This is a genomic window from Geodermatophilus sp. SYSU D00696 (assembly GCF_054050235.1).
Genome location: NZ_JBJGYY010000003.1, coordinates 16,314 through 43,015, shown reverse-complemented (window position 1 = coordinate 43,015; position 26,702 = coordinate 16,314). Strand labels below are relative to the sequence as shown.

Annotated in this window: 23 protein-coding genes, 1 tRNA gene and 1 pseudogene; 19 read left to right on the top strand and 6 right to left on the bottom strand. The window is 75.2% G+C overall.

All coding sequences use genetic code 11. The features are described 5' to 3' along the window. Positions 1-10: 10 nt before the first annotated feature. Entirely contained in the window at positions 11-484 is a 474-nt protein-coding gene (locus ACI79O_RS03295; RefSeq protein ID WP_456913364.1) for a hypothetical protein, read from the bottom strand. Positions 485-612: 128 nt separating this feature from the next. Continuing rightward, a complete protein-coding gene (locus ACI79O_RS03290) occupies positions 613-3,318 on the bottom strand; it encodes an AAA family ATPase (RefSeq protein ID WP_456913363.1) in 2,706 nt (901 codons plus the stop codon). A 128-nt stretch (positions 3,319-3,446) separates the two neighbouring features. On the opposite strand from ACI79O_RS03290, the gene ACI79O_RS03285 reads away from it, so the two are divergent. Both ACI79O_RS03285 and ACI79O_RS03280 read left to right on the top strand, forming a co-directional pair. After that, on the top strand, positions 3,447-4,952 hold the full coding sequence (locus ACI79O_RS03285; protein ID WP_456913362.1) for an MFS transporter: 1,506 nt from the start codon (positions 3,447-3,449) through the stop codon (positions 4,950-4,952). Positions 4,953-5,183: 231 nt separating this feature from the next. Beyond that, positions 5,184-5,765 carry a DUF4865 family protein gene (locus ACI79O_RS03280; RefSeq protein WP_456887938.1) on the top strand — a complete coding sequence of 194 codons (582 nt, stop codon included), beginning with the start codon at positions 5,184-5,186 and terminating at the stop codon, positions 5,763-5,765. Positions 5,766-5,974: 209 nt separating this feature from the next. Here the strand turns inward: ACI79O_RS03280 and ACI79O_RS03275 are convergent, their stop codons facing one another. Both ACI79O_RS03275 and ACI79O_RS03270 read right to left on the bottom strand, forming a co-directional pair. After that, a complete protein-coding gene (locus tag ACI79O_RS03275) occupies positions 5,975-6,133 on the bottom strand; it encodes an SDR family oxidoreductase (RefSeq protein WP_456913427.1) in 159 nt (52 codons plus the stop codon). 47 nt (positions 6,134-6,180) lie between these two features. Further along, a pseudogene (locus ACI79O_RS03270) lies at positions 6,181-6,423 on the bottom strand (SDR family NAD(P)-dependent oxidoreductase); the annotation flags it as partial. A 285-nt stretch (positions 6,424-6,708) separates the two neighbouring features. Between ACI79O_RS03270 and ACI79O_RS03265 the strand changes: the two are divergent. The 6 genes from ACI79O_RS03265 (at position 6,709) to ACI79O_RS03240 (ending at position 12,409) form a co-directional block, all read left to right on the top strand. Then, positions 6,709-6,843 (top strand): hypothetical protein, encoded by a 135-nt coding sequence (locus ACI79O_RS03265; RefSeq protein WP_456913361.1) that lies wholly within the window; start codon positions 6,709-6,711, stop codon positions 6,841-6,843. A 158-nt stretch (positions 6,844-7,001) separates the two neighbouring features. Further along, on the top strand, positions 7,002-7,235 hold the full coding sequence (locus ACI79O_RS03260) for a heavy-metal-associated domain-containing protein (protein WP_456887942.1): 234 nt from the start codon (positions 7,002-7,004) through the stop codon (positions 7,233-7,235). Positions 7,236-7,375: 140 nt separating this feature from the next. Next, a complete protein-coding gene (locus ACI79O_RS03255; RefSeq protein WP_456913360.1) occupies positions 7,376-7,723 on the top strand; it encodes a hypothetical protein in 348 nt (115 codons plus the stop codon). 111 nt (positions 7,724-7,834) lie between these two features. Further along, complete coding sequence (locus tag ACI79O_RS03250; RefSeq protein ID WP_456887946.1) at positions 7,835-8,335, top strand: N-acetyltransferase family protein; 501 nt, start codon at positions 7,835-7,837, stop codon at positions 8,333-8,335. 115 nt (positions 8,336-8,450) lie between these two features. Then, positions 8,451-11,720 carry a heavy metal translocating P-type ATPase gene (locus ACI79O_RS03245; protein WP_456913359.1) on the top strand — a complete coding sequence of 1,090 codons (3,270 nt, stop codon included), beginning with the start codon at positions 8,451-8,453 and terminating at the stop codon, positions 11,718-11,720. 5 nt (positions 11,721-11,725) lie between these two features. Continuing rightward, positions 11,726-12,409, top strand: a complete 684-nt coding sequence (locus ACI79O_RS03240; RefSeq protein WP_456913426.1) for a GNAT family N-acetyltransferase — start codon at positions 11,726-11,728, stop codon at positions 12,407-12,409. A gap of 67 nt (positions 12,410-12,476) precedes the next feature. Here the strand turns inward: ACI79O_RS03240 and ACI79O_RS03235 are convergent, their stop codons facing one another. Further along, complete coding sequence (locus ACI79O_RS03235; RefSeq protein WP_456913358.1) at positions 12,477-15,188, bottom strand: AAA family ATPase; 2,712 nt, start codon at positions 15,186-15,188, stop codon at positions 12,477-12,479. Between the two features lie 156 nt (positions 15,189-15,344). On the opposite strand from ACI79O_RS03235, the gene ACI79O_RS03230 reads away from it, so the two are divergent. The 7 genes from ACI79O_RS03230 (at position 15,345) to ACI79O_RS03200 (ending at position 23,431) form a co-directional block, all read left to right on the top strand. Then, positions 15,345-15,797, top strand: a complete 453-nt coding sequence (locus ACI79O_RS03230) for a hypothetical protein (RefSeq protein WP_456874473.1) — start codon at positions 15,345-15,347, stop codon at positions 15,795-15,797. Between the two features lie 450 nt (positions 15,798-16,247). Then, the gene (locus ACI79O_RS03225; protein ID WP_456913425.1) at positions 16,248-16,979 is read left to right on the top strand and encodes an alpha/beta fold hydrolase; all 732 of its coding nucleotides are present in this window, start codon (positions 16,248-16,250) and stop codon (positions 16,977-16,979) included. A gap of 22 nt (positions 16,980-17,001) precedes the next feature. Next, positions 17,002-18,027 carry an NAD(P)-dependent alcohol dehydrogenase gene (locus tag ACI79O_RS03220; protein WP_456913357.1) on the top strand — a complete coding sequence of 342 codons (1,026 nt, stop codon included), beginning with the start codon at positions 17,002-17,004 and terminating at the stop codon, positions 18,025-18,027. Positions 18,028-19,142: 1,115 nt separating this feature from the next. Further along, positions 19,143-20,060: an alpha/beta fold hydrolase gene (locus ACI79O_RS03215; protein WP_456913356.1), complete on the top strand. Its 918-nt coding sequence runs from the start codon at positions 19,143-19,145 to the stop codon at positions 20,058-20,060. Positions 20,061-20,570: 510 nt separating this feature from the next. Then, a complete protein-coding gene (locus tag ACI79O_RS03210) occupies positions 20,571-22,211 on the top strand; it encodes an FAD-dependent oxidoreductase (protein WP_456913355.1) in 1,641 nt (546 codons plus the stop codon). A gap of 187 nt (positions 22,212-22,398) precedes the next feature. After that, on the top strand, positions 22,399-23,292 hold the full coding sequence (locus tag ACI79O_RS03205) for an alpha/beta fold hydrolase (RefSeq protein WP_456887958.1): 894 nt from the start codon (positions 22,399-22,401) through the stop codon (positions 23,290-23,292). A gap of 7 nt (positions 23,293-23,299) precedes the next feature. Continuing rightward, the gene (locus ACI79O_RS03200; protein ID WP_456887960.1) at positions 23,300-23,431 is read left to right on the top strand and encodes a hypothetical protein; all 132 of its coding nucleotides are present in this window, start codon (positions 23,300-23,302) and stop codon (positions 23,429-23,431) included. A 119-nt stretch (positions 23,432-23,550) separates the two neighbouring features. Here ACI79O_RS03200 and ACI79O_RS03195 read toward each other — a convergent pair whose 3' ends face one another. Then, positions 23,551-24,384, bottom strand: coding sequence for a hypothetical protein (locus ACI79O_RS03195; RefSeq protein WP_456913354.1), 834 nt, complete (start codon positions 24,382-24,384; stop codon positions 23,551-23,553). A gap of 242 nt (positions 24,385-24,626) precedes the next feature. Between ACI79O_RS03195 and ACI79O_RS03190 the strand changes: the two genes are divergently transcribed. The 4 genes from ACI79O_RS03190 (at position 24,627) to ACI79O_RS03175 (ending at position 26,701) form a co-directional block, all read left to right on the top strand. Next, a tRNA-Met gene (locus tag ACI79O_RS03190) sits at positions 24,627-24,703 on the top strand. A gap of 101 nt (positions 24,704-24,804) precedes the next feature. Continuing rightward, a complete protein-coding gene (locus ACI79O_RS03185) occupies positions 24,805-25,080 on the top strand; it encodes a GNAT family N-acetyltransferase (protein WP_456887964.1) in 276 nt (91 codons plus the stop codon). A 125-nt stretch (positions 25,081-25,205) separates the two neighbouring features. Then, positions 25,206-26,516, top strand: coding sequence for a cytochrome P450 (locus ACI79O_RS03180; protein WP_456913353.1), 1,311 nt, complete (start codon positions 25,206-25,208; stop codon positions 26,514-26,516). Next, the gene (locus ACI79O_RS03175) at positions 26,516-26,701 is read left to right on the top strand and encodes a ferredoxin (RefSeq protein ID WP_456874485.1); all 186 of its coding nucleotides are present in this window, start codon (positions 26,516-26,518) and stop codon (positions 26,699-26,701) included. Before ACI79O_RS03180 ends, ACI79O_RS03175 begins: the two co-directional genes overlap by 1 nt. The last annotated feature ends 1 nt before the right edge of the window (position 26,702 follow it).

Below are 26,702 nucleotides of genomic sequence, written 5' to 3'. Positions count from 1 at the left end.
GCGCCGTGCGCTAGCCGAGGCCGACGGTGAGAAGCGCGGCGGCGAGGACTAGATCGGCGACCAGACAGGTTTCGGCGTACCAGCGGGCCACGACCCGGCCGAGGCGGTGGTGGACGACGTCCCAGGCCGCATGGGCGAGCCACCCGGCGGCCAGCACGTACCGGCCGGCGGCCGGGTGGACCGTGACCGCGGCGATGGCCACCGCACCGAAGGCCAGCACCGCGGTGGTCTGCGCGGTCAGCAGCCGCCGGTTCGCCAGGTCGCCGCGGGCAGTGCGCCAGGTGAGGTAGATGACCGCGGCGAGCAGCACGCACCAGGCGCTGATCCAGGCCTGTGCGGACTCGGGCAGCCGTGCGACGAGCACGAGGCTGTTGACGGCGGCGACGGCGCCGAGCGCGGTCGGCCAGCGTCGCGCCAGCGCGCCGCGCAGGCCGCCGGCGCGCCGGGTCGGGGACTCCGTGGTCGCCGCAGTGGCGCTGGTCACGGGCGGGCTCCTTCGTCCGGGCTGGGTCTGCCTCGGACGCTAGGAGCGGGCCGGATGGCCTCACGCCGGGAAAACCACCAGGTTCACCGCCGGGCACCCCACCCCCGGCGCGGCCCGGCGAGGGGCGCCTAGTCCAGCGGAAGGGCGGTGAGCTCGGCGCGGGAGGCCACCCCCAGCTTGCTGAACACGTTGCGCAGGTGGAAGTCGACGGTGCGGGGGGACACGAACAGCCGCGCGGCGACGTCCCGGTTGGACAGCCCCTGCCGCACCAGCCCGGCGACCTGCCGTTCCTGCGCGGTCAGGTCGGTGGCGGTGGTGACGTCGCGGCGGCGTGCGGTCTCGCCGGAGGCCCGCAGCTCGGTGGCGGCGCGCGTGGCCCAGCGGGCGGCGCCGAGGTCCTCGAACACCTCCAGGGCGTCGCGCAGGTGGGGGCGGGCGTCGACCCGACGGCGGGCGCGACGCAGGTGCTCGCCGAGGCCGAGGTGGATGCGGGCCTGGTCGAATCGGTGCCCGCCGGCCGCGGCGTGCTTGATGGCCTGTTCGAACTCCGCCTCGGCCTCGGCGCCCTCGGCCAGCAGCGCCCGGCCGTAGGCGGCGGCGGCGAGCGCCCACGCGGCGTCGACGGCGGTGCCGAAGGCCTCGAGCTCCGCGGCCCAGCCGCTGGCCAGCTCCGGGCGGTCGGCGCGGACGGCGGCCTCGAGGCGGTCCAGGGCGGCCAGCCGGGCGACGGTGCCGGGGCCGTTGCCCAGCTGCTGGAGGTGGTGCACCGCCGCGGCGGGAGTGTCGGCGGTCACGCCGCGCGCCCAGCGGGCCAGGTCGTCGACGATCGGCGCGGTCACCCCGGCTCCCGGTGCGGCGTCGACGGCGGCGAGGTGCTCGACGAGCTGGCCCGGCTCGTCGCGCAGGGCGGCCAGCAACGCGAGCCAGGCGTGCGGGAAGCGGGTCAGCGTTGGCTGGCCGCTGCCGGTGGCCAGGTCGAGGGCCTCGGCGGCGCCGGCGGCGGCCGCCCGCCAGTCGCCGGTGGCCACCTCCCCGAACGCCCGCCGGGTCAGCGCGTAGACGATGGTGGTCAGCGCGCCGGCCTCGCGGGCGGAGGCCAGCAGCCGGGTGTGGTGGGTGAGGATCACGTCGGCGTCGCCGAGCAGGAACGCGGCCACCCCGAGGTTGGCCCGCAGGTCGGTGTCCTCACCGGGGTCGCACTCGGTGAACGCCGGGTGGAACTGCGCGGCGGCCTGCGCCCACCGGCCGGCGCGGGCGTGCACGAACCCCGAGAGCAGCCGGGCGTAGCAGCGGCTCCGGGCGTCGTCGGCGGTGGCCGGGTCGCCGAAGGCCGCGGCTGAGGCGGTCATGTCCTCGGTGCCGTTGCCGGCGTGCGTGCCGACCGCGGCGGCGAGCATGGTCATCGCCCGGGCGCGGTCGAGGTCGGCGTCGGCGACCTCGGCGGCGGCGTGCAGCAGGATCCGGTGCCCGACCAGCGGCGATCCGACGTTCCACTCCACCCGGGCGCGCAGCCGGTCCAGGTCGGCGCGCAGCAGGGGATCGGTGGCAAGTGGTCGGGCCGCCTCGGCCAGCGAGGAGGCTCGCTCCGGCCGGGCCGCGAACCACGCTGCGTGCGCGGCGGCGGCCAGCCGACGGGACCGGGCGGCCGGGTCCGCGGTGAGCTCCGCGGCGCGCGCCCACGCCGCGGCCGCTGCCTCGTGCCCGCCCCGCGCCGACGCCCGCTCGGCCACGCCGTCCAGCGCTGCGACCACCAACCCGTCGGGACGGTCGGCGGCGGCTGCGAGGTGCCAGGCGCGGCGGTCGGGGTCGGCGGCGAGCACGTCGGCCAGCGCCCGGTGCGCGGTGCGGCGCTGGGCGCTGGTCGCCGCCCGGTACACCGCGGAGCGGACCAGGGGGTGGTAGAGGGAGATCGTGTCGCCGTCGACGCTCAGCAGTCCGGACCGTTCGGCCGCGTCCAGGGCGTCGTCGCCGGCGTCGAGCCTCTCGGCGGCGTCGCGGACGACGGTGAGGCGGCCGGTGTCGTCGGCCGTGGCGACGAGCAGGAACCGCTGCGCGGTGTCCGGGAGGCGCCGGTACCGGTCGAGGAACCCGCGCTCGACGCCGCCGGTCAGCGGCAGCGCTGCGGGCAGCGGCGCCCGGCCGGTGAGCTGGTCGCCGGTCAGCGCGCCGGCGAGCTCGCCCAGCGCGAGCGGGTTGCCGCCGGTGGCGGCCACCAGTCGGTCGCGCACGCCCGGGTCCACCGGGCCGCCGGCCCGGGCGGTCAGCAGGGCGTCGGCGTCCTCGCCGGTGACGCCACCGAGGACCACGGTCGGCAGGTCGGGGACGTCGAAACCGTAGGCGTCGCCGTCCCGGGCGGCGAACAGCAGCGCCACGCGCTCGGCGTTCAGCCGGCGCGCGGCGAACAACAGCGCCGCCGCCGAGGCCTCATCGAGCCAGTGCGCGTCGTCGACGACGGCGAGCACGGGGGTCTCCTCGGCGGCGTCGGCGAGCAGGCTCAGCGTGCCCAGGAACGCGAGGAACCGGTCGCCCTCGCCCTCGGCCTCGCCCAGCGCGGCTCCCAACGCGAGCCGCTGCGGTCCGGGCAGGGTCTCGATCCGGCCGCGGAGCGGCCACAGCAGCCGCTGCAGCGCGGCGAACGCGAGCGGGGACTCCGACTCCACCCCCGACGTGCGCAGCACCCGCATGTCCGCGGCGGCGGCCAGGGCGTCGGTCAGCAGCGTCGACTTCCCCGAGCCGGCCACGCCGCGGACCACCAGCGCGCCGCCGGTCCCGGTCCGCGCGGCGTCGAGCAGGGCGGCGATCGCCGCGCGCTCGGCATCCCGTCCGGCCAGCACGAGCGGAACCGTACCGACCGCAGCGGACGGCGCCGGTGATCGTGAACCTGGTGGTTTTCCCGGCGTGAGCGATCCCGGCGGTGGCGAGCGTGGGAGCCGGTCCCGCAGTCCCGTCTCGAGGAGGAGCCATGTCGGCCCACCCCGCCGCCGAACCGGCGGCCCCCACCCACGAGTACCAGCACGCCACTGTCGACCGCCGTCACGGCCACCCGGCCCCGCCCGCGGACGAGCCGCGCCGGCCCTGGACGGTGTTCGCGCTGATGATCGCCGCCCAGTTCATGGTCATCCTGGACGTGTCGGTGGTGAACGTCGCCCTGCCGTCGATCAGCGACGCGCTGCACCTGTCCGCCGCCGACTACCAGTGGGCGATCAGCGCCTACGTGCTGCTGTCCGGCGGGCTGCTGCTGCTCGGCGGCCGGATCGCCGACCTGCTCAACCGCCGCGGCGCCTTCCTCGCCGGGATCGGCCTGTTCACCGCAGCCTCGTTGGTCAGCGGCCTGGCGCACACCCCGCTGACGCTCATCCTGGCCCGGGCGGCGCAGGGCGCCGGCGCTGCGCTGCTCACCCCGGCCGCGCTGTCGATCATCATGACCGCCTACGCCGGCAGGCAGCGGCAGACCGCACTCGCCGTCTGGGGCACCGTCGGCAGCCTCGGCATCGCCGCCGGTGTGCTCTTCGGCGGGGCGCTGACCAGCGCGCTCGGCTGGCGGGCGGTGTTCTTCATCAACGTGCCGATCGGCGTCGCCGTCGTCGCCGGCACCCTGCGCGCGGTGGCCCGCGGCACCACGCAGCCCGCCGCGCTGCGCCGGCTGGACATGCCCGGCGCGCTGACGCTGGTGACGGGCCTGCTGGCCCTGGTGTTCGGCATCGAGGCCATCCGCTCGGCCGGACCGACCGCGCCGCGCACGTGGATCGCGCTGGCCGCCGCGGCGGTGTTGCTCTCCGCCTTCGCCCGCCTGGAGCGCCGCGCCGCCGACCCGCTGGTGCCGCCGTCCACCTGGCGGATCCGGTCGCTGGTCTCGGCCTCGGCGGTGATGGCTGGCGTGACCGGCGTGGTGGTCGGCGCGATCTTCCTGACGTCGCTGTACCTACAGGCCATCGTGGGTTCCTCGCCGGTCGTGGCCGGGCTGCAGTTCCTGCCGCTGGCCGGCGCCATCACCGCCGGGGCCGCGGTCGCGTCGAAGGTCATCGGCCACCTCGGGGCCCGCACCCTGATCCTGGGTGGGCTGGTGGTCATGGCCGCCGGCGTGCTGCTGCTGGCCACCGGCGCCGGGGGCACCTCCTACGCCGCCGACGTGCTGCCCGGGTTCCTGCTCGTCGGTGCCGGCGTCGGCCCGATGTTCGTGGCCATCGCCGTCGCCGCCATGAGCGACGTGTCCGCTGAGCGCTCCGGGCTGGCCTCGGGGCTGATGATGACCGGTCACGAGATCGGCGCTGCCCTCGGCGTCGCCGCGCTCACCGCGATCGCCGGGAACCTGGCCACCTCCGCCGGCTTGATCGACGGCTACGGCCGAGCCTTCACCGCCACCGCCGTCGTCCTGGCCGCCCTGTTCGTCCTCACCGCCCTGGCCGTGCCCGTCGGCAAGCCCGCAGCCGATGCGCACGGCCACGGCCACGGGATGCACGGCCACTGAGCTCCGGGCAGCCGGGCGGTGCGGGGGTTTCCGCCGCACCGCCCGGCGCAGCGTCGGCCACAACGGCGGCCGCCCCGCCACTGCCACCGTGGACCGGCCGGGGCACCGTGCCGGCATCGCCGCCGCCCGGCCCGCGCTCACCGGGCCGGCGCACCAGTTCAGCCGAGCCACCGACGATCCGCTCCGGACGCGCGACGATGACCCGCGTCCACCAGGGACCCGAGGAGCCCGATGCACGCGATGCAGTACGAGATCACCCTGCCCGCCGACTACGACATGACGATCATCCGCCGCCGCGTCGCGACGCGCGCCTCGGGCACCGATGCCTTCCCCGGCCTGGGCGTGAAGGCATACGCCGTCCGGGAGCGGGGTGTGCTCGGCTCCCCGGTGAACCAGTACGCGCCGTTCTACCTGTGGGCTGATGCGGCCGGCATGAACCAGTTCCTCTTCGGCCCGCCATTCGCCGGGCTCAGCGCCGACTTCGGCCGGCCGGTCGTGCGGCACTGGACCGGCGTGGCCTTCCAGCCGGGCCCGGCCCGGGCGGCCACCCCGACGGCGGCGACGCGCACCACCAGCAGTCTGCCGGCGGACGTGCCGGTGGCCGACGCCGTCGATGCGGCCCTCGCCGACCTGGCCGCGGAGCAGGCCACCAGCGGATTGCACAGCTGCGCGCTGGTGGTGGACCCGGCCACCTGGGAGATGGTGCGCTTCCGCCTCTGGGCCGAGCAGCCAGCGGAGGGTTGGGGGCAGCGGTACCAGGTCCTGCACGTCTCGGCCCCGCACGTGCAAGCCCTGCCCGCCGTCGGGCGGTGACCCGTAGGTCGACTACGCGCCGGCGGCCCGCCGCAGCAGGCAACCCCATGCCGGTGACCGCACGATGGGTTGCCGCTGCGACCGGACGGAGCCCCGCGTGAGAGCCAGGGCGGGGGGAGCGGCGTCACGTGGGCAGCAAGCGTCTGCCGCGACGTCCATCGAGGCCAGGCGGGCGCACGTCCCGTAGCAAACTGCCGCCTCGCCGCGGATCAGCGCGCCGACCAGCCGCCGTCGGAGGCGATCACCTGTCCGGTGATCCACTCGGCCTCGTCGCTGACCAGCCAGGCGACCAGGCGGGCGGTGTCGGTGGGGGTGCTCCACCGCCGGCCGGGGTTGGCCGCGGCCACGGCTGCTCGGGCATCGCGGATTGGTACTGCCCCGAGGTGAACGTCAGCAGCCGCCCGCCGGAGCGGCCGTGGTGCTGCGCCGCGAGATGCCGGGCCGGCAGCAGAGTGGCGCGGGTGTTGACCGCAGAGCTGCGGTCGAGCTCGGCGGCGGTCAGCTGGTCCAGATCCTGCGCGCTGCTGCGGGCGTGGTCGGCGACGAGGGCGTCGACGTGCCCGAACGCTGACCGGGCCGCCTGGATGAGCTGCGCGGGCGCCTGGGGGTCGGCCAGGTCGGCGGCGACGTGGTGCGCCCGGCCCCCGGCGGCGCGCAGCTCGGCGACCAGCGCCTCGGCGCCGCCGAGCGACCCCGGGAACTGGCCGCGGCCATCACCCGGACCCGCCTGCCCGCCGCCGGCTGATCGACCACCGGGCGGATGGCCCGCCGCAACGTCGCTGACGGCACGTCCGGCAATCCCGGCGATCTTCCCGGTGCCGGCGCCCTCACCCACGCACAGGGTCAGCACCGGCGTCTGGCCCGCCGACCACCGCAGCACCGGCGGCGGCTCCGCGCCCGCCCGGCGACCCACCGCCTGCCCCGTCCCCATCCAGGAGAACCCATGACCTTCACCCACGAGTACCTGGCCCGATCCCGAGCGCAGGAGCTCATCCGCGACGCGCAACGGGACCGGCTGGTCCGGTGCCTGCAGCCCTCCCGGCCCTGGCGGCGACGTCCCCGCTGCTGCGGCAGCTGACCGCACGCCCCCGACGCCACCGGCAGCCACACCGCAGGCCCCGGTCGCTGCCCGACCCTCCCGGCTCGGATCCCGGCGATTTCCCCGGTGAGACGCCCTCACCCCCGCGCCGACGCTTCCTCCCGACCGCACCACCACCCGCACCCCGAGGAGTTCCCATGCTGTCCAGCACGCCGCGCACCTTCATCGGCTCGACCACCTTCACCGTCACCGGCATGACCTGCGGGCACTGCCAGCGCGCCGTCACCGAGGAGATCGCCGCCGTCGACGGCGTCGAGTCGGTCACCGTCGACCTGGCCAGCGGCACCGTCACCGTCACCGCCGAGCGCCCGGTGGACCGCGCCGACATCGCCGCCGCCGTCGACGAGGCCGGCTACGCCCTCGTCCCGTGACCCCCGCCCACCCCGACCCTCACCGGAGACCCACAGTGCCCACCCCGACCCGCACACCCAGCGTCGCTACCGCACACGCTGAGACGGCGCACGCCACGCACCACCTGAGCGCCAGGAAGTTCACCCTCCACTTCCTCGAGATGGTCGTCGCTATGGCCGTGGGCATGGTGGCCCTGCACCCGGTGTGGAACCTCGTCCTCGACGCCGTCGGCGCCCCCGGCCTGATGTCCAACCCCTACACGGGAGCGCTCATCATGGCGACGAACATGACCGCCGCCATGTCCGCGTGGATGAAGGTCCGCGGCCACCGCTGGCGGCCCATCGCCGAGATGGGCACGGCCATGTACCTGCCCTTCCTGGTGCTGTTCGTCCCGCTCGCCCTCGGGCTCATCGGCACCGGCGCCCTGATGATCTGGGGCCACGTGCTCATGCTCCCGGCGATGGCCGCGGCGATGCTGCTGCGCCCGCACGAGTACGCGCACTGCTGACACCCGGACGGCCGGCACACCGCCCCGTCCCCGCCGGCGCGGCGGGAGCAGCCCGCCGGCTCCCGCCGCGCCACCGCCTTCGGCCACTCCTGTCCGAGAGGACTGCCCGCCATGAGCGCCGTCACCACGCACCTCACTGACGCCGGCGTCCGGATCCGCCGGGCCACCCCGGCCGACGCCGCTGACGTCGCCGCGATGGTCGGCGAGATCGCCGCTCACGAGGACCAGACCGCGCACGTGCACGTCGACCTCGAGCAGTGGCGCATCCTGCTGGCCCGGCCCGAGGTGACCGTCCTGCTGGCCGAGCGCGACGGCGCCGCGGTCGGCTACGTCTCCGCCGTCCGCCAGCTGCACCTGTGGACCGGCGGCGACCTGCTCGCCCTCGACGACCTCTACGTCCGCCCCGGGCACCGCGACGCCGGCGTCGGCCGGCGGCTGATGACCGCTCTCGCTCGCCTCGCCGCACCCGAGCAGCTGCTCATCCGCTGGGGCATGGAGGTCGACAACGTCGACGCTCAGCGCTTCTACCGCCGCCTCGGCGCCACCCTGCGGCCCAAGATCCTCGCCGCTTGGCCGCCCGCCGCCTACGCCGACCTGGCCGCCGACGGCTGACCGGAGACCGGGCATGCGCCAGCCGGTGAACCTGGCGATCTCCCCGGTCCGACCGCGCCTCCCACCGCGAACGATCCAGCCGTAGACCGAACCGCCCGTCCACCAGGAGACCGCGATGACGACCACCGCACAGGCCAGCGCCCCCGCCGCCGCGGCAATCGAGCCGTACTGCTGCACCCTCGACATCGGTGGCATGACCTGCGCCTCCTGCGTGGGCCGGGTGGAGAAGGCCCTCAACCGGCTCGACGGTGTGACTGGCGCCGAGGTCAACCTGGCCACCGAGGTCGCCACCGTCCGCTTCGACGCAGCCCAGGTGAGCCTGGAGGAGCTGACCTCCGCGGTGGCCCGGGCCGGCTACACCGCGACCCCGCGCCGCGAGGCCCAGCCCACCGGCGAGCCCCCCGGCAGCGGCGCCGACGCGCCCGGCACGGACCGGGACGGCGAGGCGCACCTGACCGCACTCAAGCTGAAGTGGCAGATCACCCTGGCCACCGGCTTCGGGCTGATGGGCCTGATGTACGTGCCGCTGTACCTGGACGCGATGGACTGGCTGATGCCGGCGATCCTGGTGGTCGCCACCGTGGTGCAGTTCTGGGCCGGGCGCGACGTCTACCGCGCCGCCTGGGCCGCCGCGAGGCACCGTTCGACGAACATGAACACCCTGGTGGCGCTGGGCACCGGCGTCGCCTATGCGTACAGCGCGTTCGTCACCCTGTGGCCGGCGGCCGCCGAGCGCTGGGGGCTGCCGCTGCACGTCTACTTCGAGACCTCCCTGGTCATCCTCGCCCTCGTCCTCGCCGGGCGGTGGATGGAGGCCAAGGCGAAGAAGCAGACCGCTGCGGCGATCACCGCCTTGGTCGGGCTCGCCCCGAAGACCGCCCGGGTGCTGCGCGACGGCGCCGAGATCGACGTGCCGGTCGATCGGGTCGTCGTCGGCGACCTGGTCCGGGTACGGCCCGGGGAGAAGCTGCCGGTCGACGGTGTCGTCACCGACGGCGCCACCGCGGTCGACGAGAGCATGCTCACCGGGGAGAGCCTGCCGGTGGACAAGACCGTCGGGGACACCGTCATCGGCGCCACGATCAACCGCACCGGCACCGTCGTGCTGCGGGCCACCGCGGTCGGTGCGGACACCGCACTCGCGCAGATCGTGCGCCTGGTCGAGGACGCGCAGGGCGCCAAGGTGCCGCTGCAGCGCCTCGCCGACCGGGTCTCGGCCTGGTTCGTGCCGCTCGTCCTCGGTCTGGCCGCGGCCACCTTCCTCGCGTGGGCGCTGCTCGGCCCGGACACCGGCCGGCTCACGATGGCGATCACCACCACCATCGCCGTGCTGATCATCGCCTGCCCGTGCGCCCTCGGACTGGCCACCCCGACGGCGGTCATGGTCGGCACCGGCCGCGCCGCCGAGCTCGGCATCCTCATCGGCAACGGCGACGCGCTGGAGACCGCCCGCCGGGTCACCGCCGTCGTCCTGGACAAGACCGGCACCCTCACCCGCGGCAAGCCCGCCCTCACGGGCGTCACCACCACCGGCGGCTGGGCCGAGGACGACGTCCTCGCGCTGGTGGCGGCCGCGGAGACCGGCAGCGAGCACCCCGTCGCCGAGGCGCTCGTCGCCGCCGCCACCGCCCGCTTCCTCGACCTGCCGCCGCTGCGCTCCTTCGACGCCGTGCCCGGCCACGGCATCGACGCCGTCGTCGACCAGCGGCACCTGCTGGTCGGCAACGCCGCCCTGATGACCGCCCACGGCATCGAGATCACTGCGCTGGAGGCCACCGCCGCCACCGACGCCGCGGCCGGCCGTACCCCGATGTTCGTCGCTATCGACGGGAACGCGGCCGCGGTGCTGTCCGTCGCCGACACGGTCAAGCCCGAGTCCGCCGAGGCCGTCGCCCAGCTGCGGGCGCTCGGGCTGCAGGTGTGGATGCTCACCGGCGACAACGCCGCCACCGCCACCGCGATCGCCGAGCAGGTCGGCATCGAGCACGTGCTCGCCGAGGTTCTGCCCGCCGACAAGGCGGCGCAGGTCCGCCGCCTGCAGGAACAGGGACACGTCGTCGCGATGGCCGGGGACGGCATCAACGACGCCGCCGCCCTCAGCGCGGCCGATGTGGGCATCGCCATCGGCACCGGCGCCGACGTCGCCATCGCCGCCTCCGACATCACCCTGGTCGGCGGCGACCTGCGCGGCATCGTCTCCGCGATCGCGCTGTCCCGGCGCACCGTGACCACCATGAAGCAGGGCCTGGGCTGGGCGTTCGGCTACAACGTGCTGCTCATCCCGGTCGCCGCCGGCGCCCTGTACTGGTGGGACGGGCTGCTGCTGGACCCGGTGCTGGCGTCGGCGGCGATGGCGATGAGCTCGGTCAGCGTCGTCACCAACGCGCTGCGGCTGCGCCGCTTCCGCCGCCCCGCCACGGCCGCCGAGATCCTGCACCCGCCGCTGCGCGCACGGATCGGCCAGTACGCCTACCTCACCGGGGTGGCGGTGGTCGCGCTGAGCCTCGGGGCCGGCCTGACCGCGGTCAGCCGGATGGAGTTCGCCGAGCGCGGGATGAACGGCCAACTAGCCTGGGTGCAGGGCACGGGCATGCCGATGCGGCCGGCGATGAGCGAGATGATGACGGCCGAGGTACCGGCCACCGACGCCACCGACGCCGGCGTCGACGTCCGCCTCGACCTGCCCGCCGACCCGCGACCCGGGCAGCCGACCCGGTTGGTCGCCACCGTCATGGACAGCGAGACCGGGGAGCCGGTCGAGGACCTCACCCGCAGCCACGAGGCGTGGATGCACCTGATCGCCACGCGGGAGGATCTCGGTACGTTCGCGCACATCCACCCCCAGCCGACCGGCGCACCCGGGCAGCTGGCCGTGGAGGTCACCTTCCCCACTGCCGGCCGCTACATCGTCAACACCGAGTTCCGCCGGCAAGGCGAGATGGGCGACGTCCACCAGCGGCAGATGATCACGGTGGCCGGCACCGCGCCGGAACCGGTGGTCCGGGCGGCCGGGCCGCGCAGGGCGGTGGTCGACGGGATCCGCGTCGAGCTCGAGGGCGACGCGACGGCCGGCGGCCGCAGCGACCTGCACTTCACCTTCACCGACGACGCCACCGGCCGGCCGATCGACGACCTGCAGCCCTATCTGGCCGCCGCCGGCCACGTCGTGGTCATGCGGGCCGACGGGCAGACCTTCGCCCACGAGCACGCCGAGGTCGCGGACGCGTCCGGTCGCCCGGTCTTTGCCCTGCCGGGCCAGACCTTCGGCCCGGAGCTCGACGTGCACGCCGAGTTCGCCACGGCCGGCACCTACCAGCTGTGGGGTCAGTTCCGGCTCGCCGACGGACGGGTGCTCACCGTTCCCTTCACCGTGGAGGCGCAGTGACCACGATGGCGACCCGCGTCCGGCCGGCGACACGCGCCGACGCCGCGGAGGTGGGGGAGGTGCTCGCCGAGGCCTTCGAGAACTACCCGTGGATCCGCTGGGCCTTCGGGAAGCGCCCGAGCCGAGACCGGCTGGCCGCTCTCTACCGGCTGAACGCGGGAGTCGCCGGTGCGGAGCGAGGGGCCACCTGGGTCGCGGAGCAGGACGGTGCCGTGGTCGCCGCGGCCTGCTGGACCCGGCCGGACGCTCCCGAGCTGTCGGCCGCGACCGAGGAACTCCTGTCCACGGAGATCCCCCGGTGGATCGGTGACCGGGCCGAGCGCCTGGCGGAGGCCGACGACTGCGTCGCGCGACTGCTGCCGGCCGAGCGGCACTGGTTCCTCGGGTGCGTGGGTACCCAGCCCCGGTGGCGGGGACGCGGCCTCGCCACCTCGTTGGTCGCGGCCGGGCTGGCCGAGGTGGACGCCCAGGGCGCCATCGCCGTCCTGGAGACCTCCTCCGAGGCCAACGCCCGCCTCTACGAGCGCCTCGGCTTCGCCGTCCGGGCCGAGCTCGACCCACCCGGTGGTGCACCGCACGTGTGGCTCATGGAGCGGCCTGCCGCCGGAGGACGGTGGGAGCCGGCTCACGCCCGGGTCGAACGTCGCGCCGTCGATGGTGCCGCCGGCCAGGTGCGTGCGCCGGAGTAGCGGAGCAGCTTCGGGGACGGGAAACGAGTCCGCCGTAGCCCGCATGCGCAAACCGCCGGTGGCCCGGCTAGACCTCGAGCGGCAGGGCGGTGAGCTCGGCGCGGGAGGCGACACCGAGCTTGGCGAAGATGTTGCGCAGGTGGAACTCGACGGTGCGGGGGCTGAGGAACATCTGCGCGGCGACGTCCCGGGTCGTCAGCCCCTGCCGGACGAGGGCGGTGACCGCGCGTTCCTGCGGGCTCAGATCTGTGGCGGTGGACACGTCGCGGCGGCGGGCGGTCTCGCCGGACGCGCGCAGTTCGGCCGCGGCGCGGTCGGCGTGGGGCGCAGCACCCAACTCGTCGAAGAGTGCCAGGGCGGCGCGCAGGTGCTCGCGGGCGTCGATCCGACGCCGCACGCGGCGCAGGTGCTCGCCGAGGGCCAGTTCCGTGCGGGCCCGATCGGGCAATCGCAGAGAGTCGGCGTGCGCGGCCAGGGCGCGCCGGAAGTGCTCCTCGGCGGCGGGACCCTCGGCAAGCAGCGCACGACCGTGCTCGACGACGGCGACCGCGGCCGGCGCGCCGGTGCCGGCGGCGAAGGTCGCCAGCTCCTCCAGCCACGCGTGGGCGAGGTCGTCCCGACCGGCCCGGACGGCGATCTCCAGCCGGTCGATCGCCGCGAGCCGACGCACTCCGGGCTCGCTGATCTGCTCCAGGTGGTGCAGGGCGGCCGCCGGCTGTCGGACGGCCTGGACGCCTCGCGCCCAGTGCAGCAGGTCGACGACGACGATGTCGGTGACCCCGCTCGGACGCGCCAGCCGGATGCTCGCCGCGTCGGCGAGGTGACGCTCGGCCGCCTGCTGGTCGCCACGCTGCACCGCCAGCAGGGCGAGTTGCGCGGTCGGCAGCGCCGTCATTCCCGGACGTCCGGTGCTGGCCGCGAGCGACCGCGCCTCGGTCGCGGCACTGAGCGCAGGTGCCCAGGCGCCCACGGCGATCTGGAACTGAACACCGCGGGTCAGCGCGTGCTCGACCTCGTCCAGCGCTCCGGCGCGGCGGGCGGCTGTCAGCAGATGCTCGTGCAACAGCAGCCCGCGCTCGTCGTCGCCGATGACCAGCGCTGCGATGCCCAGGTTGCGCTGCACGTGATCGCGGACGAACTCGGCCTCGGTCAGCGCGAACGCCTCGTGGATCGCGCCGGCGGCTGTGCTCCAGTCCCGGCGTGCCGCGGCGAGGAATCCGCGGAGCAGGGCCTCGGCGGCTCGCGTTCGGGGCGGGGCGTCCGGCGCCGGTGCGGGCACCAGTGCCCCCGGGTCGACCCCGCGCGGCGAGCGGGCGCCGAACACGGCCAGCGCCGCGGCGACCACGGCCAGCTGTCCCGCCAGCGCGGGATCGACGTCGGCGGCGACCTGCGCGGCCTGCAGGGCGAGGTCGAAGCCGTCGTCGAGTGATCCGGAGTTCCACTCGATCTGGCCCTGCAGGGCCAGCAGCTGCGCCCGTAGCAGCGGATCGGTCACCTCGGCCGCCGCGGATGTCGCCAGTGCCGCCGCCCGGGAGGGGTGCGCACCAGCCCACGCCGCGGAGGCGGCCCGGTACAGCCGTCGTCCCCGGTCTTCGGCGCCGGTCGTGAGTTCAGCGGCGCGGGCCCACGCCGCGGAGGCCGCCTCGTGTCCGCCGCGGCCGGCGGCGCGCTCGGCGACGGCGTCGAGCGCCGTGACGACCGCCTCGTCGGGGCGGTCGGCGGCGGCCGCCAGGTGCCACGCGCGCCGGTCCTGGTCGGCGGCGAGGACGTCGGCCAGCGCGCGGTGCGCCGCGCGTCGCTGCGCGCTGGTCGCCGCGCGGTAGACCGCGGAGCGCACCAGCGGGTGGTGGAGCGAGAGCGTGGTCCCCTCGACGCGGAGCAGCCCGGCCCGCTCGACCTCGTCGAGGGCATCGCCGGCATCGAGACGGTTCGCGGCCTCGCCGACGACGGGCAACCGGGCGGTGTCGTCGGCCGCAGCCACCAGCAGGAACCGCTGAGCCGCGTCGGTGAGCCGGCGGTAGCGGTCCAGGAACGCCCGCTCGACACCGCCGGTCAGCGGTAGCTGCGCCGGCAGCGGCGCCTGCCCGGCCAGCTCGTCGTCGGTCAGGACGGCGGCCAACTCCACCAGCGCCAGCGGGTTGCCGCCGGTACCGGTGACCAGCTGGTCGCGCACCGCCGGGTCGATCCCCCTCCCGGCGCGGGCGGCCAGCAGCACGTCCGCGGTCTCGCCGGTGACGCCGCCGAGGACGATGGTGGGCAGGTCCCCGGCGTCGAAGTCGTGGACATCGCCGTCGCGGGCGGCGAACAGCAGGGCCACGCGTTCGGCCTGCAGCCGGCGGGCGGCGAACAGCAGCGCCGCGGCTGATGCGTCGTCCAGCCAGTGCGCGTCGTCGACGACCGCGAGCACCGGTGACTCCTCGGCGGCGTCGGCGAGCAGGCTCAGCGTGCCGAGGTAGGCCCGGAACCGGTCGCCTTCCCCCTCGGCCTCGCCCAGCGCGGCCCGCAAGGCGGTCCGCTGCGGCGCCGGCAGTGCCGGCAGGCGGGCGTGCAGCGGCCAGAGCAACCGCTGGAGGGCGGCGAACGCCAGGGGGGACTCCGACTCCACGCCCTGCGTGCGCAACACGGTCATGTGCGCCGCCGAGCTCACGGCGCCGGCCAGCAGCGTCGACTTGCCGGATCCGGCCACGCCGCGGATCACCAGCGCCCCGCCTCGCGAGGAGCCGGCGGCGTCGAGCAGGGCCGTGATCGACGCGCGTTCGGCCTCGCGACCGGCCAGCACGGAGCCGACCGTACCGGCTGCCGGCTGCCGGCTGCCCTCGACGTTCCCGACTGGGAACCCGGTGAAAACGCCGTCCCGAAGCCCGATCCGATGCGGCGAGGCTGTTCCTCGACCGGCTTCCACCCCGCTGGCCGGCGCCACCCCCCGGGAGCAGCCATGACGACCAGCACCTCGGCCGAGCCCACGCCCGCCGGGCGCGCCCAGGGCCTGCGTACGCCGGTGGTCTGGGGCGTCACGGTCGGCGGGATCCAGGCCGCCACGCCGCTGGCCTTCTCCTGGCTGAGCGCCGCCACCGTCTATGCCCTCGGGCTCGCCGTGATCGCCGCGGTGTACGTCGGCTTCGCCGTCGCCGACGGGCGCCGACACGTGCTCGTCGTCGAGACGGCCGTCGCGTCGGTGTTCGTGGTCGTCGCCGCCGCCGCGGTGCCCGGATCGGCCTGGCTGATCGTGGCCGGCCTGGCCGGCCACGGCCTCAAGGACCTGTGGCAGCACCGCACCCGGTTCGTGGCCAACACCCGCTGGTGGCCACCGTTCTGCGCCACCGTCGACTTCGTCGCCGCCGCGCTGGTCGCCGCCGCGATCACGGCCGGCCTGCTCATCGCAGGGTGAGCACGCCGCACCGGTGAGCCGCCGCGGCCCCGACCAACCCTCGGCCCCAGCCGCTGATCCCGTCCGAACAGGGGGGCGCACGATGACCACCACCGCTCCGACCACCGCCGCGGGCCGGTCCACCGCCCGCGCCTCCGGGACTGTTCGCGCTGGCCCTCTGGATCGGCATCCGCATCCGCCGCTCCCCGGCCGCCGGCTCCGGCCGCTGGCTGCTCTACCCGGTCGTGGTCGTCATGGCTGCCGCGGCCGTCGGCGGTGCGGTGGAGACCGTGGGTCTGGCCGATGTGGGGACCTACCCCATGCCCGGGCAGTCCTACGACGTCGGCGGCCATCGGCTGCACCTGAACTGCACCGGCTCCGGCGGACCCACCGTCGTGCTGCACAACGGCCTCGGCGAGATGTCGGCGCACTGGACCCACATCGCCCACCCGCCGGCGGCGCCACCCGGGTCTGCGCCTACGACCGTGCCGGGCAGGGCTGGAGCGACGACGCACCCGTCGATGGCAGGACGGCCTGCAGGCCGCCGCCGACCTGCACACCCTGCTCGGCCACGCCGGCGAACACGGCCCGTACGTGCTCGTCGGTCACTCGATCGGCGGCGACTACGCGATGACCTACGCCGCCCGCTACCCCGAGCAGGTCGCCGGGATGGTACTGCTCGACGCCACCAGCCCGTACACGGTCGGCGACGACGCAGCCCACGCCGGCCCGCCCAGCGCGGTCGCGCTGCTGCCCAGCCTGGCTCGCCTCGGCATCGGGCGGCTGCTGCCGACGTCCTTCTGGTCCGCCCTGCCCGACCCGGCCGCCGCCCAGGTGCAGGCGTTCGCCGCCAGCCCCCGCGGCGGGCGCAACATGGTCAACGAGGTCGCGACCCTGCCCGCGCTGCTCACCCAGGCTCGCGCGCTGACGACCCCGGGCAGCACGCCCCTGGTGGTGCTCACTGCGGCCGGACACGATGAGGATCCGGCCTGGGCGGCCGCTCACGACCGGATGGCCGGGCTGTCGACGAACAGCAGCCACCGTTTCGCGGGCGCCACGCACGCCGGCCTGATGGAGGAGGAAAGCGGAGCCGCCCTCTCCGTGCGCGCCATCGCCGACGTCGTCCAGGCCACGCGTACCGGTTCGCCGCTTCCGCCGAACCGACCAGGAGCACTGACCAGCTGCACCAACCTCGAGCCGTGAGTCGGGAGAGATGAGGTCGACGATGGAGACCACACGAGGGACCCGAGCCGGGCAGAGCAGCGGCCCCGACACGATGAACGCGGTGCACCAGAAGCGGTACGGCACAGCTCCGGAGCACCTCCTCGAGGTGGGCCGGACCGACCGGCCGGCCCCACGGGACGGCGAGGTTCTCGTCCGCGTCCGGGCGGCGAGCGTGGACCGCGGCACCTGGCACCTGATGGCCGGCCGCCCCTATCCCGCGCGGCTGGTCTTCGGCCTGCGCCGGCCGAGCTTCCGCAACCCCGGCCGCAACCTCGCGGGAGTGGTCGAGGCCGTCGGTGCGGGAGTGACCGAGTTCCGGCCGGGCGACGAGGTGTACGGCATCGCGTCGGCCAACGGCACCTTCGCCGAGTACGCGGTGGCGAAGCAGGACAAGCTCGACCGGAAGCCGGTGAACCTCTCCTTCGAGCAGGCGGCGGCCGTGCCCGTGTCAGCCGGCACCGCGCTGGAGGCAGTTCGCGACCACGCCAAGGTGCAGCCGGGGGACAGGGTGCTGGTCATCGGGGCCTCGGGTGGCGTGGGCACCTTCGCCGTCCAGATCGCCAAGGCCCTGGGGGCGGAGGTGACCGGCCTGGCGGGCGGCGCCAAGCTCGACGCCGTCCGCCGGCTGGGCGCCGACGCCGTCCTCGACTACCGCCGGGACGAGATCCCGCAGGGCTGCTTTGACGCGATCATCGACATCGCCGGGCGCCGCCCACTCGCGCAGCTCCGGCGGGCGCTGACCCCGCACGGGCGACTGGTCATCGTGGGAGGCGAGACCGGCGGCCGGCTCTTCGACGGGCTCGGCCGGCAGTTGCGGGCCGTGCTGCTCTCGCCGTTCGTCGGCCAGACTCTGGGCTTCTTCGTGAACAAGGAGAGCGGCGCGGACCTGCGGGCGCTCACCGGTCTGATCGAGGTCGGCTCGGTGACGCCGCTGGTCGACCGCGTCTTCCCGCTCGCCGAGACGGCGGCCGCGATCAGACGCGTGATCGACGGCAAGGCGACCGGCAAGGTCGTCGTCACCGTATGACCCCTGGCGCGGAGTGCCAGAGGCCAGGAACCTGCGCCGCGCCGGGCGGGCCACCAGCTCGGCGAACTTCTTCTCCTGCATCCCCCTGCGGCGGGGAACCGAGGCCACAGGAACCTCCAGATCGTTCCGAGGACGGCCTGTCCGGGACACCTGTCAAGGTCGACACGAATCCCGATCCGTCAGGGCGACCGGTCGGGAAGCGAACCGGATGGGGGGGTGCAGATGCCTATGCACGGGGCTCTGACCTGCATGGACGCGCGACCACCAACAGCCGGAGCGGTGGTTCGGCCGGTCCCCCCGCTACCACGGTCCGAAGACCCGGCCCACCCGCAGGGGGCCGGGTCTTCGGCGTTGGAGACGACCGTCCCGGTCCTCGCGGGAGGTGAGGTCGTGGGATGTGTCGGCTGTCGCGTCTGCGCGTCCCAGCCGGTGATGCGGTCAGGCTCGCTTGCGACCGACGGGGATGGCCGGGCTGCCGAGGGGGTGGGCGCGGTGGTGATCGGGTCGGGTCCCGCGTCGACCAGCGGCTGCTGCGCCTGAGCGTCGCCGAGGAGCGTGATCCGTGGGCGACGGTCGTGAACCGGTTCGGCGCGTCGTCGACCGCGTCACCGACGTACTCGCCGTGGCCGAGCACCTGCCGGCTGCCCGGCCGGAGAGCTCGGGTGACCGGCCTGAGGCCCAGTCGCAGCGCAGGTCCGGGGACGAACGGCGCCGGCACCCAGCCCAGGTCGTACGTGTCCTGCTCGTCGAGCGTCGGCGACGTCCTGCCGGTGGAGCACCATCCGGGCGGCCGCGGGGCCGGCCGGGCGGACCTGGTCGGCCAGGGCGAGCACGCGAGGCGAGGCGTCGATGCCGACCACGGTCACCTGCGTCAGCGTCTCGGCGACGGCCACCGCCGAGCTGCCGACACCGGGGCAGGGACGCCCCGGACCCGGACGAGCCCGGTGCGGATGATGTGGCACGACCCGACCGGCTCGGTCCGTGCCGCGCGGGCGGGGGCGGTCCCGCTCCCTGCGGTGTGTCCGGTGTGCGACGTCACCTCTCGGCCGTGGCCGTTGCACAGGAGGTCGACCGGCGAGGAGGGTCGTGCTGCACAGGGGATCGAGGAGCGTGGCATGGCGCTTGTCGAGGCGGCGGGCGGCGGTGGGTTCGGCGCGCTGCAGCAGGTGATGGTCAACGGGGTGTCGCTGGCCTACCGGCAGGTGGGTACCGGGGAGCCGGTGGTCCTCGTGCACGGCGGCCTCGGTGACCTGCGCACCTGGGCCGCCCAGCTCGATCCCCTCGGTGCGCGGTGCCGGGTGATCGCCTACAGCCGCCGCTACGCCCGGCCGAACGAGGCCATCGTCCCTGGCGCAACAGACCCGATGCCGGTGCACGTCGAGGACCTCGTCGCGCTGCTGCGCACCCTGGAAGCGGCTCCGGCGCACCTGGTCGGCAACTCGTGGGGTGCGTTCATCTGTCTGCTCACCGCGATCGAGCACCCCGAGGTCGTCCGCAGCCTGGTGCTCGAGGAGCCGCCGCTGTTGCCACTGGTGCTCGGCTCCGGGCCCCGCCCGCACCCGGCCGTCCTGGCGCGCAGCCTGCGTCGCCGGCCGCGCGCGACGCTGGCGGTGCTGGCATTCGGCCTGCGCACGTCCGCCCCGATGGCCTGGGCCTACCGGCGCGGTGATGCCGATCGGGCGCTGCAGCTGTTCGCCCGCGGAGTGCTGGGCCGGCAGGCGCTGGCCCGGCTGACCCCGCAGCGCCGGCAGCAGATGCGGGAGAGCGTGACCGAGCTGCAGGCCGAGTTCCGTGCCGGGTTCCCACCGCTGGCCGAGCCGGACCTCTCCGCCGTGCGGGTACCGGCTCTGCTGCTGACCGGCGAGGACAGCCCGACGATCGAGGGCGCGCTCAGCGAGTGGCTCGCCGAGCTCATGCCCGAGGCCGAGCAGCTGGTGGTACCGAGGGCGTCGCACCTGATGCACGAGGACAACCCTGCGTTCGTGAACGACGCCATCGCCGGCTTCGTCGCACGCCGGTCATCCCGGCAGTGACCCGGACCGGCCGTGGGCAGCGCAGTGGCGGGTCCCCTCAGCGCTGACCGAGGGTCGGCTGCACCCGCAGAGGACGGGTGTCGTGGCCGGGCCCGCGTCGCACGAGCGGAGAGTGGTTCTCCGGTCCGCCCCGCTCCGCCGGCCCCTCGCGCCGGGGCCGGTCGGCCGCGGGTTGCGGTGCCGCGATCGCTGTCCGGTCGCCGGCATGATCACCTCCGTCTCCCCCGGGTTCGCGGCCAGCCGACCCGGAAACGGACCACGACGGGGTGCGCAGGTGCCCGTGCAGCGGCTCGTGACCTGCGCGATGAGCGAAGGCCAACAGCGGGAGCGGTGGTTCGGCCGGGCCTCCCGCCACTCACGACCGGACCCCGGTCCTCCAGGTGGAGGCCGGGGTCCGGTGCGTCGTAGGCCGTGCGGGCCCCCGGTTGCTCTCGCGGCCTCCGACCTCCACGGCTCTCCGGACGGTGACCGGCTGCGGCACACTGCGCGGTCACCGGCGGAGGTGGAGCGATGGACAGGCCCGTGCTGATGGCGGTGGACGACGAACCGGCCGCGCTCGCTGTCGTGCGGGAGGAGTTGGACAAGCGCTACGCCGCCGACTACGACGTCCGCTGTCTCACCTCGGCGGAGGAGGCACTCGGCGACCTGGCGCGGGTGCGGGCCGCGGGCGGGCAGGTGGCGCTGGTCCTCGCCGACCAGTGGATGCCCGGCATGACCGGCACCGAGTTCCTCGACCGGGTGCGCACGCTGCACCCGGAGGCGGAGCGGGCGGTGCTGATCACCTGGGGCGACCGGTCCACGGCGCCGGTGCTGTCGGCGTCGGTGCTGCGGCAGATCGACTGGATCCCCAAGCCGTGGCGACCCGGTGACGAGCACTTCCACCAGGCCATCGGTCAGTGGCTGTACGAGTGGGCGCTGCCGCACCGCCCGCACTTCGTCACCGCGCGGATCGTGGGGGAGCGGTGGTCGGCCCGCTCCCACGAGCTGCGGGACCTGCTCAGCCGCAACAGCGTCCCCTTCGACTTCCTCGACGTGGGCTCGGAGGAGGGCCGGGCCCTGCTCGGTGAGGTCGGCGCGGTGGCGGCGGCGCTGCCGGTGGTGGTGCTCTTCGACGGCCGGGTCCTGGAGAGCCCGTCCGGTGTGGAGATCGCCGGTGCGCTCGGGATGCGGACGCAGCCGGACCCGCGGCCGTACGACGTGACGATCGTGGGTGCCGGTCCCGCCGGTCTGGCCGCGGCGGTCTACGGCGCCTCGGAGGGGCTGCGCACGGCGGTGCTCGAGGCGGAGGCGATCGGCGGGCAGGCCGGCACCAGCTCGATGATCCGCAACTACCCGGGGTTCCCCCGTGGCATCACCGGCGCCGATCTGGCGCAACGGGCGTACGAGCAGGCCTGGTTGCTCGGCGCGGAGTTCGTCTACGGGCCGCGGGCGGTCGGTCTGCGGGCGGACGGTGCGATGCGGGTCGTCTCCCTCGCCGACGGGTCCGCCTTCGTCAGCCGTGCCGTCGTCCTGGCCACCGGGGTGACCTACCGCCGCCTCGGTGTCCCGTCGCTGGACGCTCTGATCGGCGCCGGGGTGTTCTACGGGGCGGCGGCTCCGGAGGCGCAGGCGATGGCGGGAGAGGAGGTGTACGTCGTCGGTGGGGCCAACTCGGCGGGTCAGGCGGCGTTGCACCTGGCTCGTTACGCACAGCAGGTGACGCTCCTCGTGCGCGGGTCCTCACTGGCCGCGACGATGTCCGACTACCTGGTCCGCGAGATCGACACCACGGCCAACGTCGCCGTCCGGTACGGCACCGAGGTGGTGGGCGGCGGCGGCGAGGGGCGGTTGACCCACCTCGTGCTCCGCCACCGCGGCGGCGGGGACACCGGGACGGTGCCGGCTGCGGGTCTGTTCGTGATGATCGGCGCCGAGCCCCACACCGGGTGGCTGCCCGATGCCGTCGACCGGGACGACGCCGGCTACGTCCTGACCGGCCCGGACCGGCGCGGCGTGTCCGCCGGTCGCGGGACCCACGAGTTCCAGACCAGCCTGCCCGGCGTGTTCGCCGTCGGCGACGTCCGGCACGGGGCGGTGAAGCGGGTGGCCTCCGCGGTCGGTGAGGGCGCGGTGGTCATCCGCATGGTCCACGACCACCTCGGCCGGGGCTGAGGCGTCCACACCCGGGACGGGGCTCAGGGACCCCCACGGGCACCGCCACGCTGGAGCCGTCGCCACCCACGCGCCAGGATGACGGCATGGCCGACCCCGTCGAGCCCGCGGTCCTCCCGCGGGAGTTCGAGCCGTGGCTGCCCCGCCCGGCCGGTCCGGCGCGGTGGGCAGAGAGCGGCGTGGGGTCGTGAGCGGCGCCGGCACGCCAGGGGTCGAGCACGGCACCGCCGTGGTGGCACCGGGTGTGCGGATCCACCACGTGGTGGCCGGGGCGGCTGCGGCGGGCGGGCGGACCGTGGTGCTGGTGCACGGCTATCCGCAGTCGTGGTGGTCCTGGCGGCACGTCATCGGGCCGCTCGCCGAGGCCGGGCACCGGGTGGTGGCCGTGGACCTCCGCGGTGCCGGGGGGTCGTCCCGTCCTGCGATGGGCTACGACACCTGGACGCTGGCCGGTGACGTGCACACGGTCGTGCGCGACCACCTGGCCGTCGACGGCCGGGTGGCGGTGGTCGGCCACGACATCGGGTCGATGGTGGCGCTGGCGCACGGACTGCGGTTCCGCGGGGACGCCGACCGGCTGGTGCTGATGGAGGCCACGCTGCCCGGCACGCAGGTGCACGAGCAGCTGGCGAGCGATCCCCGGCACTGGCACTACGCCTTCCACGCCACCCCCGACCTGCCGGAGTTCCTCACGGCGGGGCGGGAGCGGGAGTACCTGCGGTTCTTCTTCGACGGCGCCGCCCACGACCCGTGCGCGATCACCGCGGACGACCTGGACCGCTACGCGGCGGACTTCCGGCAGCCCGGTGCGATGCGTGCCGGCTTCGAGCTGTACCGGGCGTTCGTGCAGGACGACCGGGACAACCGGGCCGCGCTGGCCGCCGCGGGGAGGCTCACGGTTCCGGTGCTCGCCGTGGCCGGTGAGGCCAACCTGTTCGCGGAGGTCGACGAGGCGATGGCCCGGGAGGTGGCCGACGACGTCCGCGCGGTCACCGTGCCGCGTGCCGGGCACTGGGTGCCGGAGGAGAACCCGTCCGGGCTGCTGGAGGTGCTGCTGCCGTTCCTCGAGGTGTCGGGCTGAGGGGCGGTTGCGGATCGGCGACCGGGTCCTCGACCGGGCTCCGGAGGTGACCTGCGCGTTCGTCGTCCGGCACGCGGCCCTGTCCCGGGTCGCCCGCCGGTTGCCCCGGCCCGGCAAGGTCGTGCTCGTCGACGACTGACGTCACCTGCCGGGTCCTCAGCGGTCCGATCGGGGATCGGCCCGGCCCGCGCTGCACGACGGTGGACGGTGCGCGGCAGGGGCGCCGTACCTGGTGGTGCGGGCCCGGTGGGACGGGGATCAGACCAGTCCGGCGACGGCGGCGATCACCGTGGCCGTGCGCGGGTCGGACCCTGCGGAGCGGTCGGTCAGCGCCGCGTGCGCGCAGACGTACTCGTACGTGGTGGGCACGGCCAGGGTGATCGTGTGGGAGGTGGCGCCGGTGGTCGTGGGGCCGCTCTCCCCCGAGTAGAGGACCGGCTGTGCCACCGGCCTCCCGGCGTCGTCGGTGGTCTGGACGGTCAGGTCCTTGGTGTCGGCGCAGGCCGCCCGCGCGTCGTCCATGGCGGTCCCGGCGCGGAAGGCGACCACGCGCACGAGCACGTGCTCCTCGATCGCCAGCGACGAGCCCCGGGCGGCGACCTCGATCCGCACGGTGGCGCCGGTGGGATCGACCGCCCGGGAGGTGAGCGTGAGGCCGGGCTCCTCCCGCTCCGCGATCGCCGATGCCCCGCCCATGACGGCCACCACGGCGCCGGTGACCAGGACGACCCCGCCCAGCAGGACGGCGGTGCGCTGGAACTGCTGGCCGACGGCCGCGAGGACCGGGATCGTGACCCCGAGGACGGCCAGGACGACGGCGGTGGCGGTGGCCCGGGGCGAGTTGCGGACGAGCCGGGACAGGGCGTCCCCGGAGAGGCCCAGCGCGACGAGGACGCCGGTGAGGCCGCCCAGCGCGACCGGGAGGCCGGTCCGCGCCAGGTGCCGCCACGGGCCCGATCCCGGTTGCCCGGTCGGTGGCGGAGGACCGGTCTGCGGCGGGACGCCGGTCCCGAGGACGGTGCCCATCGGGGCCGCGGCGCCGGCCCGTGACCAGACGCTGGAGTCGTAGGTGCTGCCGGTCGAGGTGCTCATGGCGGTACCCCCGGTCAGGTCAGCGGAGGTCCCGCCGCCGGGCGTCCTCGCGCTGTCACCCGGGCAGGGTCGCGCCGCCCGCCGTCCGGGGACCAGCAGTCGTCGCGCACCCCCGCGCCTCGACGAGCGCGTCGTCACCGCCGGCAGCGGCTCCTGCCCGCAGTGCCTCCCGGGGAGGCGGACCCCGGCCGGCGGGGCCCCGCCGGCACCCGGCGCGGGCGCGTGTACAGTGGTGCTGCCGACGCGGGGTGGAGCAGCTCGGTAGCTCGCTGGGCTCATAACCCAGAGGTCACAGGTTCGAATCCTGTCCCCGCTACCACCGCACGAGGGCCCCGGAGCAGCCGCTCCGGGGCCCTCGTCGTGTCCGGGGCCGGAACAGTGCGCCGCCCGGAGCGGTTGGCCCCGCACATGGAGCCCACCGTGCACGACGCCCCCGACGCCGAGCGCTACGAGATCCGCGACGGCGACCGCCTGCTCGGTCTGGCCGCCTACCGGCGCCGCGGCGACGAGGTGGTGTTCACCCACACCGAGGTCGACCCGCAGGCCGAGGGCTCCGGCCTGGGCGGCACGCTGGTCCGCGGCGCCCTGGACGACGTCCGGACGCGGGGCCTGCGCGCGGTGCCGCACTGCTCGTTCGTGCGCGGCTGGATCGAGCGTCACCCCGAGTACCAGGACCTGGTCGCCCACGACTCCTGAGGCACGGGAGCCGCGGCGATACGGCCGGTCCTGATCCGTACGACGCGCCGGGAGTGTGTTGCCCCTCACGTGATCGGCTCTCTAGCGTGCGGTCAACGGTGACCGTTCCGACGAGGGAGTCGTCCGTGACCATCGCTGCCGTCCCCCCAACCGACGCCGGCGGGATCGACCCGGCCGACGTCGACCTGGCGACCGTCGACCTGTCCGACCGGGACTGGTGGACGACGCCGCCGGCGTACCGGCACGCCGCCTTCGACCGGCTGCGGCGCGAGCGTCCGTTCGCCTTCTTCGCCGAGCCCGACCTCCCCGGGATCCCGGCCGGGCCCGGCTACCACGCGGTCACCCGCTACGCCGACCTGGAGGCGATCAGCTCCCAGCCGGCGGTCTTCTGCTCGGGCCGCGGCGCGGTGTCGATGCAGGACGTCCCGGCCGAGCTGCACGAGTTCTACGGCTCGCTGATCAGCATGGACGACCCGCGGCACGCCAAGATCCGCCGGATCGTCTCGAAGACGTTCACGCCGCGGATGCTCGAGCGGACCCTGGACTCCGTGCGCGCCGTCGTCGACGACGTGCTGGCCCGCGCCCGGGCGACGGCCGAGGCGAACGACGGCGTCATCGACGTCGTCGCCGACATCGCCGCGCCGATCCCGCTGCGGGTCATCTGCGACATGATGGGCGTCCCCGAGGACGACCGGCCGGCCGTGCTGGCCAACTCCAACGTCATCCTGTCCGGCGGCGATCCCGAGCTCATCGAGAACGACGACCCGCTGACCGCGTTCCTCACCGCCGGCATGGAGATGGCCGCGCTGATGGAGCGGCTGGCGGCCGAGCGGCTGGCCGAGCCGCGCGACGACCTCACCACCGCGCTGGTCACCACCGAGGTCGACGGGGAGCAGCTCTCGCACCAGGAGATCGCGTCGTTCTTCATCCTGCTGCTGGTCGCCGGCAACGAGACCACCCGCAACGCCATCTCGCAGGGCCTGCTGGCGCTGTCGGAGCACCCCGACCAGTGGGCGCGGTGGGCCGCCGACCCCGGGCTGGACCGCACCGGCGTCGAGGAGGTGGTCCGCTGGGTCAGCCCGGTGACCTGGATGCGGCGCACCGCCACGCAGGACGGCGAGATCGGCGGCCACCGCTTCACCGCCGGCGAGAAGTTCCTGCTGTTCTACGCCGCGGCCAACCGCGACCCCGAGGTGTTCGCCGATCCCCAGCGCTTCGACGTCGGGCGCGACCCCAACCCGCACGTCGGCTTCGGCTCCAAGGGCCCGCACTTCTGCCTGGGCGCGCACCTGGCCCGCCGCGAGCTGCAGGTGACCTTCCGCGCCGTCTTCGAGCAGCTGCCCGACCTCGAGGTCACCGGCCCGCCGCACCGGCTGGCGTCCTCGTTCGTCAACGGCCTCAAGCGGCTCCCGGCACGGCTGGGCGGCGAGCGCTGATGCGCGTCTCCGCCGACCGGGAGGTGTGCGTGGGCTCGGGCCAGTGCGAGCTGCTCGCCCCCGACGTCTTCGAGGTCGACGACGACGGCGCCGTCCGGGTGCTGCAGGAGCACCCGGACGACGTCGACGCCGCGCGGGACGCGGTGTCCCAGTGCCCGACCGGGGCGCTCGCGCTCGCTGACTGAC